Origin of the sequence: Hoylesella buccalis ATCC 35310, from assembly GCF_025151385.1 — a bacterium.
In the GTDB taxonomy this organism is placed as follows: domain Bacteria; phylum Bacteroidota; class Bacteroidia; order Bacteroidales; family Bacteroidaceae; genus Prevotella; species Prevotella buccalis.
Window position 1 is genome coordinate 2713479 of record NZ_CP102287.1, and the last position, 13765, is coordinate 2727243.

Annotated in this window: 7 protein-coding genes; 4 read left to right on the plus strand and 3 right to left on the minus strand. The window is 44.9% G+C overall.

Translation table 11 applies throughout. The features are described 5' to 3' along the window. The first annotated feature begins 280 nt into the window (after positions 1-280). Together NQ518_RS11220 and rbr are read left to right on the plus strand one after the other, a co-directional pair. Positions 281-1222, plus strand: coding sequence for a YitT family protein (locus NQ518_RS11220; protein ID WP_227961837.1), 942 nt, complete (start codon positions 281-283; stop codon positions 1220-1222). A 629-nt stretch (positions 1223-1851) separates the two neighbouring features. Then, positions 1852-2505, plus strand: a complete 654-nt coding sequence (rbr, locus tag NQ518_RS11225; protein WP_227961835.1) for a rubrerythrin — start codon at positions 1852-1854, stop codon at positions 2503-2505. Between the two features lie 251 nt (positions 2506-2756). Here rbr and eno read toward each other — a convergent pair whose 3' ends face one another. From eno to NQ518_RS11240, 3 genes are all read right to left on the minus strand, one after another. After that, the gene (gene eno / locus NQ518_RS11230; RefSeq protein ID WP_227961833.1) at positions 2757-4064 is read right to left on the minus strand and encodes a phosphopyruvate hydratase; all 1308 of its coding nucleotides are present in this window, start codon (positions 4062-4064) and stop codon (positions 2757-2759) included. Positions 4065-4715: 651 nt separating this feature from the next. Further along, a complete protein-coding gene (locus tag NQ518_RS11235) occupies positions 4716-10679 on the minus strand; it encodes a T9SS type A sorting domain-containing protein (protein ID WP_227961831.1) in 5964 nt (1987 codons plus the stop codon). A gap of 107 nt (positions 10680-10786) precedes the next feature. Further along, positions 10787-10960, minus strand: a complete 174-nt coding sequence (locus tag NQ518_RS11240) for a hypothetical protein (RefSeq protein WP_227961828.1) — start codon at positions 10958-10960, stop codon at positions 10787-10789. A 491-nt stretch (positions 10961-11451) separates the two neighbouring features. Here NQ518_RS11240 and NQ518_RS11245 point away from each other — a divergent pair, with 491 nt between their 5' ends. Both NQ518_RS11245 and NQ518_RS11250 read left to right on the plus strand, forming a co-directional pair. After that, complete coding sequence (locus NQ518_RS11245) at positions 11452-12300, plus strand: helix-turn-helix domain-containing protein (RefSeq protein ID WP_227961827.1); 849 nt, start codon at positions 11452-11454, stop codon at positions 12298-12300. A 426-nt stretch (positions 12301-12726) separates the two neighbouring features. After that, positions 12727-13416: a WG repeat-containing protein gene (locus NQ518_RS11250; protein ID WP_227205287.1), complete on the plus strand. Its 690-nt coding sequence runs from the start codon at positions 12727-12729 to the stop codon at positions 13414-13416. The last annotated feature ends 349 nt before the right edge of the window (positions 13417-13765 follow it).

The window sequence follows — 13765 nt, forward strand, 5'->3', positions numbered from 1 at the left end:
AAATATAAGCATTTTAATTGGAATATGCAACTTTTGTTTGATGTCTATAGGCCTAATCTCACAATAATTATAGAATTTTCTTGATTTTTCATGATCTCCTCATGGTCTTTATCAATTTCGTTATTTTTATTCATCGAATGCTTTGTCAATCTGTTTTCTTCATCTATCTTTGCAGAAACAATTGCATACCAGTGGTTTTGCTGGGGACAGGTCATGGAAAAATGGATGTCCTATAAGGCATGACAGCTGCCGACAATAAACTTTAGATGAATACATTGATATGAAAATCAAAGGTTTAGAGAACGCTTTCAGTGCCAAAGAACTGAAAGACTATTTTTTTATCACCATCGCCATGCTTTTTTATTGCATTGGTTGGACGGTCTTTTTGTTGCCCAATAACATCACCACGGGTGGCGTTCCGGGCATTTCGTCTGTGTTGTATTGGGGACTGGGCATCCCGGTTCAGTATTCTTACTTCTTCATCAACGCTGTGTTGATTGCGTTTGCCTTGCGCTTGTTGGGGCTTCGTTTCTGCATCAAAACCATTTTTGGCATCATCATTCTAACCACGTTGACGTCGCTGGCACAAACCTACATGCTGGATGTCAGACTGTTGAGCGACCAGCCTTTCATGGCGAGTGTCATCGGTGCGGCCTTCTGTGGAACGGGTGTCGGACTGGGTTTGTCGGCCAATGGCAGTACGGGTGGCACGGATATCGTGGCCGCCATCGTCAACAAGTATCGTGACATTTCGCTGGGAAGGGTCATCTTAATTTGTGACTTGGTGATTATTTCGTCCAGTTACTTGGCTTTGCACGATTGGGAGAAGGTGATTTATGGTTATGTAGTGCTGTTCATCACTTCGTTTTGTGTCGATCAGGTGGTCAATTCCATGCGTCGTTCGGTGCAGTTTTTTATTATTTCTGACCGGTACGAGGAGATTGGTCGCCAAATCAACGAGAACCCGCATCGAGGCTGTACGGTGATCAATGCGTCTGGATTTTATTCGGGTCGCGAGATGAAGATGTTGTTCGTACTGGCTAAAAAGAGCGAGTCGGGAAAGATTTTTGATTTGATTAACGATATCGATCCAGCTGCCTTTGTGTCCCAGAGTGCCGTAATTGGAGTTTATGGCGAGGGCTTCGACCGGTTTAAGGTGAGACAAAAGAAAAACGCTCCCAACAAATTGTCTCAAAAGAAACAAGGCAATTCAAATCCTTAGGGGCGATAATCTCTGCACTTTCTGCGGTGTCTGTCAGACCGTCATGATACTGAATTTTCTTGACAGGCATCGCTCTTATCCTTCGCGTGTAATCAACCAACCTTGCTGCTGCTTGCAAATTCGCCAAATATGAGCGTTGTTTGTAATGTGTTGTGGTATTGGTAGTTGGGCGAAAGTGGTACTTTTCAAGCCATTATATTTTCTATTTTTCACCATAAAAGCATTGCCTTAGACGGGTTATTTGCGTGCTTTTGCCGTGCAAGAGCATGCCAATTCTTCGCCAAAGTGATGCCTTTAACGTACCAATCACATCACTTTTACGCCCAACGTTGATAATTCTCATCCATTCATCTCTTGTTTGCATCCTGCCTGCCTATTGATTTTTTCTAGATTGAAAGTTTCTACAGGTCGTTTTTAGGCCGTTATTTGGTAAAAATAACGAACAGTTCGAAGGGGCGTAATTTCTCACGTTCAGCCTCTGCATAGTGATGAGAGTCATAGGGGTGTGGTTCATCATGTTTTTAGATAAGCTACACACTGAAAAAAGTACAAATTAATTTGACTTCAACAAATAAAGTTGTATCTTTGTATGTAGAAAAGCTCATACAAACATTATTATCAAAAACATTATGAAGAAGAAATTTATTTGTACCGTATGTGGATACGCATACGAAGGAGAAGAAGCACCAAAAGAGTGCCCGGTATGTCACGCTAAAGCAGAGAAGTTTAAGGCTTTCGATCCAAAGGCAATTAAAGGAACAAAGACCGAAGAGAACCTCATGGCTGCATTCGCAGGTGAGAGCCAAGCCCACACCAAGTACCTATACTTCGCTTCTAAGGCCAAGAAAGAAGGCTATGAGCAGTTGGCTGCTATCTTCGAAGAAACAGCACGCAACGAGAAAGAACACGCCAAGGTATGGTTCAAGTTCTTGCGTGGTGGTAATATCCCAACCACAACAGACAACATCAAAGAGGCTGCTGACGGTGAAAACTTTGAGTGGACAGACATGTATGTGAACATGGCGAAGGTAGCCGATGAAGAAGGATTCCCTGAGATTGCCGTGAAGTTCCGCGCTGTTGCTGCCGTTGAGAAGCACCACGAAGAGCGTTATCGCAAGATGTTGAAGAACATCGAAGACGAGATTGTCTTCTCACGCGATGGCAGCTGCGTATGGCAGTGCCGCAACTGTGGACACATCGTTGTAGGTAAGAAGGCTCCTGAGGTATGTCCCGTTTGTGACCATCCACAGAGCTACTTCCAGATTGAACCAGACAATCTGTAAGTCGACAGACATAAGATAAGCATGAGCGAGAGATACTCAAAACGAGTATCTCTCGTTTGCATTTGTATCAGTATTCTTTTTGAGCCTGTTTTCAGATTCTGTCCTTATGTACGAACGTGACGAGGTGCGCACCTATGTTTGGTCAACTATCGCTGAATACAGCGGTTCTTCGCTCGGTATGCACAAACAAAAAAATGGGATGCACCTTTCAGCGCATCCCATTTTATGATGATATAAGTAATCTATCAGATTTACTTCAATTTGCAGTAGCCATATTTAGCCGAGCAGCAAAGCTCTTCCTCGATGCGGATGAGCTGGTTGTACTTCGCAATACGGTCGGTACGGCTCATAGAACCTGTCTTAATCTGACCTGAGTTAGTAGCAACGGCAATATCAGCAATCGTTGTGTCCTCGGTCTCTCCTGAACGGTGAGAAGTAACTGTGGTGTAACCAGCACGGTGAGCCATTTCAATAGCCTCCAATGTTTCGGTCAACGAACCAATCTGGTTTACCTTGATCAAGATAGAGTTGGCAGCACCCATCTTGATACCCTTCTCCAAGAACTTCGTGTTGGTTACAAACAAGTCGTCACCAACCAACTGGCAACGGTCGCCAATCTTCTCGGTCAGCTTCACCCAGTTGTCCCAGTCGTTCTCATCCAAACCGTCCTCGATAGAGTCGATAGGATATTTTGTAATCAGTTCTTCCAAGTAAGCAATCTGCTCATCAGCGGTCAGCTTCTTACCGTTTGGATCCTTTGGCATGCCACTCTTCAACTGACGATAGTCGTAGAACCACTCACCGTTCTCCTGAACAGCAAACTCCGAAGCAGCGCAGTCCATGGCAATCTTCACATCCTTGCCTGGCTCATAACCTGCATCCTTAATAGCCTGAATGATAGAATCCAAGGCATCTTCAATACCATCGAACTTAGGAGCGAAACCACCCTCATCACCTACAGCGGTAGACAAGCCGCGCTTCTTCAACAGCTTTGCCAAAGCGTGGAATACTTCTGCACCCATACGAATGCCTTCTTTGATAGAAGGAGCACCCACAGGACGAATCATAAACTCTTGGAAAGCAATAGGAGCATCTGAGTGTGCACCACCGTTGATGATGTTCATCATTGGAACGGGCAACGTATAAGTGTTCACACCACCGATATAACGATATAGTGGCATGTGAAGAGCTTTGGCTGCCGTGTGTGCAACTGCCAAGCTAACACCCAAGATAGCGTTAGCACCCAACTTGCTCTTGGTAGGCGTACCGTCCAAGGCAAGCATCTTGTAGTCTATCTTACGTTGTTCCAACACGCAAAAACCTTTCAAGGCTGGAGCAATGATGTTGTTAACATTCTCTACGGCTTTTAATACACCTTTGCCACCATAGCGAGCTTTGTCGCCATCGCGCATCTCCAAAGCTTCGTTCTCACCCGTAGATGCACCAGATGGTACGCTGGCACGACCCATCACACCATTTTCCAATGTTACCTCAACCTCTACTGTAGGATTACCACGAGAGTCAATAATCTCTCTTGCGTGAACTTTTTCAATTACCATAATTAATTATTTATTTTGAATGAATAATATCTCTGAATTCATTGCAAAGATAACGATAATTAAGGAATTCACCAATACAGAGATATGAAATAATGTGAAATGAACAACATTGAGCTTTGAACTTTGAGCTTTGAACATTGAACTGTCAACTTACAAACTTAAAAACTCATCAACTTGTCAAGTAAACAATAGTTGTGAGCTATCAACTTGTGAACTTGTCAACTCGTCAACTTGTCAACTAAAGATAGTTTTTGAACAACGAATGAAACCAATCAAACGAATAAACTAAACAAGACCATGAACGCCAGCGTTCTGCGAATGAAACAAATCTGCCGCCATAAACATATTGCGTGTCCTTGCCAAATTCGCTTAATTCGTTGAACGCCAGCGTTCATTGATTCTCACAATCGGATTCGTTTCATTCGTTCAATTCGTTGTTAAAACAAAAGAACATGATTGTTGTTGAATAACAAACGACCTTTTAAATGAAATAGCCGTGCGAGCTTCAAGCTATCAACTCGTCAACTCGTAAACTTGTCAACTTGTCAACTAAACACTTGTCAACTCGTCAACTATACAAACACACTTGCTCCCGCAGAACTTCATGTGAAGTCTGCGGGAGCAAAGTAATATATGTTTGTTCAATTGAGCTTACTCAATGACAATCTTTGAGGTCTGCACATTCGTGCCGTCGGTAGCCTTGATGAGGTACACACCTGAAGGAACTTGTCCTTTCAGCTTCTTCGCATCGAGAGGCAAGCTGAAGGTACCTACCTTCGCACCAGAGAGGTTGAAGAGCTCTGCCTCACCCTTGGTCAGGGTAATCGAAACGTTATCAATACCTGTTACAGCACCCATCACCTTCTCATAGTCAGTCTCTGGTGTGTCGGCGAACATAAAGCGATTATGCTCAATGCCGTCAACCGTTGCTGTGAAGAAGTAACGTGCCTTACCGTTGTCGAACGGAATCACTGTTTTCGTCTTCAAGTCAACCAACTTCAAGTTCTGATAGTTCAGGCTCCATGTGTTCAGCTCCATGTTATAGGTTTCATCCTTAGCAGTTTCAACGCTAAACGTGCTTCCTATCAACGAAGGCAAACTGGATATCTGTACATTCTTACCGTCAGTGGTTGTGGCAAATACAGAAGGTTCACCCATGTTCAGCTTCTCACCCTCCAATTGTGGGTCGTAGGCTGGTGTGGCGTCCTCTTCTTGGTACGTCCAGAACTTATCAACTACCTTGCCGTTATCCATTGTTACCATAACACTACCGCGGTTAAAGTCACCATCCATAACAAATGACTTGGCGCGCAATGGTTCAGCCTCAGACTTCAATCCCTTGTAAGGAATGGTGAGTGTACCTGTCGTTTCGCTGAACACAGGGTTGTTGTATTTCACCATGAAGCCTTGCATAGGTGCCAGCGTACTGGTAATACCACCCTCACCAGCTTTGTCAATGTTCACAGCTTCATAGCCACCCTTTACTTTTACAGACTGTCCATTCTTATCCTTCCAGTCACCCCAGCTACCTGTGGTGTAGATGTAAACCGTGTTGTCCATCTTAACACCATCTTCACCAGATGCTAACTTGATGCTCTTGATATCCACACCAGCCATGAACGAGTTACCAACGATGTTGTAACCCAATCCGTAACGCTTGGCATTTTCATCACCAGTCTCAACAGCAGTAACGATAGCTGCCTGACGTGTCAACTCAATAGTCTGCTCGCAAAGATTCAGTTTACCTTGAATCTTGTGAACACCGTTGCTGCCATCTTTTACCGGCGCTACTTCGTAGCCCTTGAAGGCTTTCATCTTGTCAGTGTTCTTCACCGCTGTCCACTTCCTGTAGTAGTGGCCAGGATCGTTCAGCTTCTCATCGTATGCTCGAACCCACATTCCTTCGAATGTTGGATTCTTGGTAGTCTCTGCCACTGGCAAGCCAATATACTGCCAATCAAACTCGGCATAAACTGTCTTTCCTCTGTCAGGAGATGTAGCGTCTTTGTCATCCGTTGATGTGCGTCCAGGATAATACGCACCCAGCGGCTTGAACTCAACAGTAGCATATACGGTAGAAGAGCATGGGTCAATGTTGTTCAAGATGAACGTGCCCACCTTCGTACCGTCGGTTGATGTCTTCATCACGAGCTTGTCCTTGTCAGCGTCTGTGCCGAAGCCTTCCACGCTCTTCACAGTCAATCCACCGTCAGCGGGAACAACCACAGCTGGGTGACCCTTTGTCTTTTCAGTGGCACCTTGCTCAATCTTCTCGTCAGGTGCGTTGTTCACCAGCTTGTTTACAGAGATAAACTTTTCAGCTGGCAAATGCAGGTCGCGTACAGCTACCTTACCCTTGGCATCCTCAGTACCATCAGCAAAGATGATGTTCTGACCTGCGGTAGGAACTTTATTCGCCGTCCAGTTGTCTACTTTGTTAAAGTCGTTGTCCAATTCTCCTGTCCAGTAGTTGTTACCGCAGGCATTCACTTCAGCTTTGTAAGCAGAGCCAGGTTTCTGTCCGCCATTTGCAGGTTTTGGCACACCGTTCTCATCCACGCCGTACTCCTTGATGTCTATGGCACCGTCTATAAGCATGTCCTCAGTGATGTCACCCTCACCCTCTACAGCATCAGGACATCCGTCTTCGTCGCTATCAAGATCTAAGTAGTTGGGCACACCGTCCATATCATCATCGCATGGTAGCATCAGCGTTACCACTGTGTTCACCTGTCCGTCCACGTCTGCAGTTTGTGTAAAGGCGAAATATTTCTTTCCTGGATCGGTATTCAGGTACGACAGGGATACCTCTCCTTTAAGGTTCACATCCACATTGTCCACCAGCACTTTCTTCGTGCCTTGATCTTCGAATACCGTATAGCGGTCATCGTCCATCTTAGTATACAACTCAGTCTGCGACAAGGCATGTTCATTGGTCAGAACATTGATACCAAACTGGCTGTCCTTGTGGAATAGCGATACCGGTGTGCTTTGCATCAACACGTATGGTTGCATGGTTCCACTAACCTCCCAGGTAGTAATGGTCTTGCCATTGGCATTCATGGTCATGAAATGGTCGTTGTCAATAGCAAAGTTATGAACCGTAACCTCTACAGCCTTGCTTCCGGCAGGATATCCAAACTTCTCGGAAAGGTCTACCGTATATGAATCGCTACTACCAGAACCTACTCCCATTACTGATGGCAACAGCGTGATAACACGGCCTGCCTCTGGGTTGCTGTTTAGATAGTTCTTGTTGTTCACAATGTCTGCAAAGAGCTTTTGCGTCTGGATACCGTCACGATAGCGTACCCACTTGCCGTTCGTAGGTGTGAGTGTATTGTCAGACTTTGTAAGGTTGGGTTCAGCAATGTCTTCACACTCCACAGTGTTCAAGATACCGTCGTCGTCCCAGTCGAGGTCGCCAGCTTTTACTTCGCATGACTCGAAGAATATCTGCGCACCAGTGTTCTGTGCGAACTGGCGTGTCTTGTCGAATGCCCCCACACAATCGTATGTATACTCAGTCTTGTCGCCATCGGTCATACTCTTCACGATGATGGTGTAGAGATAACCCTCTTCAACTTCTGATGATGGGAAGAGTTTGTCGCCCTTTATTGTGACATTGTCAGGGTACTCGTTGGTCGTGATCTTCTTGGTACCTTTCTGTACATAGTCGGTGATATTTCCGTCTTTGTCGTAAACAGGCTCCCAGTTGGGCACTTCTCTTTCAACAGGTACTCTTTCCTTAAGCGTTTCCGCTACTTTACCATCTACAATCTTGGTGATGTCGCGACCTTTCTGTTTCCACACATCGTAGGTAAAGGTGAACGGACCCTCTCCACCAATACTTTTGAAATTAGCCCAATACTCCTTTTCACTGACACAGTATGTAGCAAATGACTTGCTCACGCTTGGATCGTCACTGTCGTTGGTGATGATGTCGGCATGAGGTTTCAACACATCTACCTCCGGGCGCCGTACGATTTCCTTACAGTCTACCTTCACGCCCTCGCCTTGCTCACCTATCTCAGCTTTGGTAGGGTTGGTATAACCCTGGTCAGCTTCTACAGTTGGCTCGGTGGAAACCTTAGGGTCGGCAGCGTTACCTTCATTGGCACCCTTATCATTCAGCCTTAAATTGGTCGTATAATAATTATAGGCTAATTGCAACTTGGTGTTGGATATCGTGATGGGGTTATAGTTCTTCTTACCTTCTGGAACAGTGATGTCTGCACCCCAGACAGTGGCACTCAGCTTTTTGCTCGAACTCATTCCTTGGTTGCCATAGAACACACAGCCTTCCAACTTGTCGATGACATCTTCTGCACCAGGTCCAAATTTTCCACTACGTGTATAAACATAAATGGCACCACCGCTTCCATCTGCTCCATAATCACCATCAGCGATGTTATTCACAAACTTGGCATTGACAATCTCGCAGTTTCTTTGTTGTGCTATATAAAAGTGTAAAGCACCTCCTGCACCATTGTTCTTACCTTGCTTTCCACCATTCAGCTTAAGTGTGGCTTGATTTTGATAGAATACATCATCCGTAGACCAGAAGCCACTTGTCCAATCGGTACCTCCGTCGTCTAGGATACGAATGGCACCACCCTCTACGGCTTTGTTGCCATAATATTGGTTGTTGGCTGACTTCAGATAAGCATTGCTATAGTTATAGATGGCACCACCCATACCATTGGCAGTGTTGCCATTGAAAATACTATTCTTCACGTCGGTACCAACGCAACCATTGTTTACAAAGATGGCACCACCACCAGACCATTCAGAGGCTGAGTTGTTCTTGAAGATACAATTGTTGATAAATACGGGGTAGTTAGCACCAACCTGTGCGATGGCACCACCGTTTTCAGCTTTATTGTTTTCGAACAGACAGTTGGTAAAATTAAAGGTACCATTTGTTGCTTTGTAGGCAGAGCCAGCAAGGAATACGGCACCACCTATCTTTGAACTTGTGTTGCCCACAAACTTACAGTTGGTGAAGTCACCATAGCCACTTTCCACATTCACAGCACCACCGTTGTCGCTACCAGCGGTACTTGTGGTTTGATTGTGATAGAACACACTGTTCTTCACGTCGAACTTGCCCTGCTGTATACCGATTGACAAGGCGTTGGCTTGTGCGTCGCAACTGTTGTTCTCGAAATAACAGCCTTCCACCAACAAGCTTTTTGCATTGTTCGCTATACGGAAGGCACCACCGTATTTATTACCACTGTTGTTACAGAACACAGTGTTGGTAACCTTGACATTGCCGTCTTGGTTTGCGATATAGAGTGCACCACCTTGATCCTGCGATGTATTGCCTTTAAAGTTACAGTTGTTTATTGTTACATCCACCGGAGCTGATGCATCTTCATCTTGAATCTGAAGCGCACCACCGGCATTTTTACTAATATTGTTCTCGAACTCATTGTTGATGAAAGTGATTGTGCGGCGACCTGTTCCTGCTGGTATGTAGTCTTTTCCTCCTCTCTGAACGGAAACAGCACCACCCGCGTCACCTGATGTACAATTGTGGAATTGGTTGTTCTCGAACACTACCTCATGGCATGACTGAATTCTGAAAGCTCCACCAATACCCGATGTTGTATTGCGGAAGATAGAATTGGTGACGCTCACTTTCTTGAAGCTTTGCAAAGAGATGGTTGTGATTTGCTGCGCAGCCGTACCACCCAGGTTGCGGTTCACCTGCACATGATCCATATTGACATACGAATTGTCTTCTCCATCGGCAGGTTTGTAGTTTCTCGCACCGATGACCGCATATTTCAGGTCTGATCCCAAGTGGTTGATGTCATGAAACGTAACATATTTCATGTCGATCTGAATGTTCGTCGGCCTATATATAGTTTGGTGATTGAACACCAAGAAGCCACCACCTGTTGCAGCCACGCGGTCGCCTTGTAACACCTCTACACGTTCTATCTTAATCTTGGGATTTTTCATGTTACCGAAGAAATAAATAGCTCCGCAGAATGACGACTTGTAATAACGAATCGAACAATCCACCATCTCAAAATATGGATTATCAAACCCATTGTTATCAAAGGTAATCAATGCGCCATTAACAGTACTACCTATAAAGTTATTTGAATCGAACGTAATACCGTGCATTATCAACGCCTGATTGTGGTTGTTGGTACGGAATACGGATGTTGTTATTTTATCCTTCGATACAAATTTTGTCACATGCCGTTGAGGGTTGCTGTTACATGTATCATGAGGCAGCGTTTGTGAGCCTGGCGTGGGATATCCACCCATGAGCCACAGCTTCTGGTCTTTTTTGGACAAGACGTAAAAGCCTGCATTTCTGCTTTTACCATCGTAATAGCTAATCGCACCTGTCTCACTTACGTCATACTCACCCTCTGCCAAATAAATTTTGGCTTGTGTGTTGGCATTGCTTTCTGCCGCTTGCAACGCAGCCTTGATAGTCTTGAAGGCCGAGTTCCACGAAGTACCGTTACGCCAGTCGTTACCTGTCTTGGCCGATACGTAATACTCCAACGGATCTGCCTGTGCACCCAATGCCATGAAGCACGTGAGGAGCAGCGTCAGCAGATGCCGGGTTGGTAATAAATGTTTCATGTTGTTTTTAATTTTAGTTTTTCTTTTTTTCTTCTCATTTCTACACTGCGCATCCATCAGCGTGCCATACAGGCAGCAATGCGATGCGCTAACAGACTTTGTGCGCATTACCAAAGCGTGCGATAGTCTTCGTCGTCATCAAAATCAAATTGTCCTGGCTTTGCCAACTCGCCTTCATGATTTCCACTGGCGAAAGGAAGATCTCCTCCTGTTCCTGGGCCACCGCCTCCTGGTGCTTGCAGTAGCAAAATTCCTGGACTTACATACGTTTTCTTTGCCATATTCAAATTTTTGTTTTATAAATAAATAAGTTTTCTATGTTTGTTGCCAAATATAGCTGGCACATTCTTCTCTTTTTACAAATGTTTGTAGCCAAACAATCTCCCAAAGTATCTGTCGCACAATGGGTTGTTAATTCAGCATTAGCATCATCCTATTTCGCATATAGGTGTCATGGGTGTTCCATTTCTATGCTTTGCGCATTATATATAATAAGGTGGAAGAACTTGAGCGCCTCATCACCTGATTGATACAAAAAGCTCGTATTTTGAACAATACAAAAGTAATCATTACAAATGGTGTAAATACACACAAAAATATCAAAACGGTGAATATATCTATCTTTACCCCCCCCGTATTGTTAATAATACTTAAATAGAAGAAAAAGTATTAATTTGTGTTTATTTCTCGCATAAACATGTTGTAATTATTATATATTTACAAAAATAAAGTCTGTTTGCAGTTTTGCTACAGATTTACAAACTTTTGATGCATGAAATTTTACAATTTAAACAAACACCGCCAGTGTCCCAATTACATTGGGTCCAAAGCCATGGGGTTTGCTCTGATTACTGGCATGTGTGGTGAGCGTGTGGGCGACATTGTCCCCGTGCCCGTGATGATATTCGTGATGAGTGGCAAGGTTAAACTTTGTTTCAAGAAGCATGTTGAGACGGTTGTCAATGCTGGTGAAATGGTTGCAGCCGTATTTACAGAGGGGTCGTACGCCACCGCCCTGGAAGATTGTGTGTGCGTGAGGTTGTACATACAGGGCGATGGACTGGATTTCTGCCATCGCATCGTGAACTCAGTGGCGTTGACGAACGCTGGTGAACCAACCGGAGAGCAGGGCAAGGTGCTGCCCATGATACCGGAGATTCAAGCCATCATGCGGCAAATGACGGGCTACATTACCGACGGACTGATGTGCTGCGACGTGCATGCCATGAAGCAACAGGAGCTGGCGGCGGTGCTGCAAGCCTACTATCGACCAGCAGATTTGCTACCCTTTATCGCCCCCATCTACGACCCGAATGCACGTTTCTACAACGACGTGATGAGGTTGGCTGATAAATATCTGCCGGTGAAAGAGATAGCCTCGCAGCTCAACATGAGTTATCCCACGTTTATCAGAACTTTCCGCAAGGTTTTTAAAGACACGCCACAAGAGTGGTTGTCAAAGAACCGCATGAAACGATTGCGGGATTTGCTGCAACACACGGCGCACACCGACCAGGAGATTGCCGACGAGCTACACTTCACTACGGTGCAGAACATGCGGGCTTTCTGCAAAACGCGCAGCGGGTTGACACCCACACAGTTGCGAGAACAAGAACCGTAGTTTTGCCCCTGCTTTTTAATTGCATTGACTTTGGATGCAAAGTCAAAGAGTTTGGCAGGACGGCTCATGATGCGGGTCGCGGGATGTATTTTCAACAACGAATCAAACTTTTTTTTTCAACAACGAATGTAACAAAAGAAACGAATCTGCCTGTTTGGAATCAATGAACGCAAACGTTCACCGAAAGAAAGCGAATTTTGCAAAGACGCACAACATGTGTATCTCGGCAGATTGGTTTCATTCGCAGAACGCTTGCGTTCATTGTCTTGTTTAGTTTATTCGTCACATTTGTTACATTTGTTGTTCAACAACATCGCCTTTAAATGAAAGAGCCGTGGTCTAAAGTTGTAATATGGAAAAATGTATTGCTGTTCTTCCGCTGATTTAAAAAAAATGCTTACCTTTGGCCAAAAAGGAGGACACGCCATGGAGAAAATCACACAAGACAATTTCGAGGAAAAATATGTAGACCCCATTGAACAGCGGCAGATAGACAAGTTTGTGTGCGACGAGATGTCGCGCCAGATACACCGCTACATCAAGGGAATGTCGGGTACAAAAGCCATGATGGAGAAGTTTGAGGCGCAGTTGTCCACCCTGAGCGTACCGCAGAAGGAGGAGGCCATCGCACGGTATATCGACCTGAACCGCAAGGTGCTGAGCGGGTTGGATTTGAAAATTGTGCTGACACGAGCCATCGCCAACTATTGCGACACGTTCAGTTACATGCTCGAGCTGGTGAACGACAAGCGCAAGTGGGTGTTCTACCTCAACCGCATCAAATCGAAGTACATTCAATATCATTCCGTGATTGAGCAAGATGGCAAGTTTGGCCTGTGTGATCATCGTGGCAACATCTTGGTTCACCCCGTGTATGATTTCGTTCGAACGTGTTACATTTATGTGGATGACCTGGTGACCATGCCCGTCATCGTGCAGAAGGAAGGTAAGATGGGATTGATACTTCCCGATGGGAAAGACACCATCGTGGCACCTTTTGAGTATGATGATATCTCGTTGCGTGAGGAATATCCCTACTTTGAGGCTACACGAGGGGACGAACAAGGATACATTCACAGCGACGGACACTTCGAGGTTGCCCCGCATTCACGGTAAATTTCTCGTTTATCAGTTGGTTGCTACATCCTTTCGGCAAGGAAGGAGGCTTTCGTTTACGGGTTATGTTGTTGAACAACGAATGAAACAAACGTAACGAATGACGTAAACGCGGCAATGAACGCAAGCGTTCTGCGAATGAAACAAAACAGCCGACATAAACATATTGTGTGTCTTTGCCAAATTTGCTTCATTCGGTGAACGCTTGCGTTCATTGAACCAAGCCATCGAATTCGTTCCATTTGTTCAATTTGTTGTTAAAACAAATCAAATGATTGTTTTGCCAACAAGTAATCTTTTTACATGTAAGAGCCGTTGATGGGATGTTAAATTCTGCAAGAAAATAAAG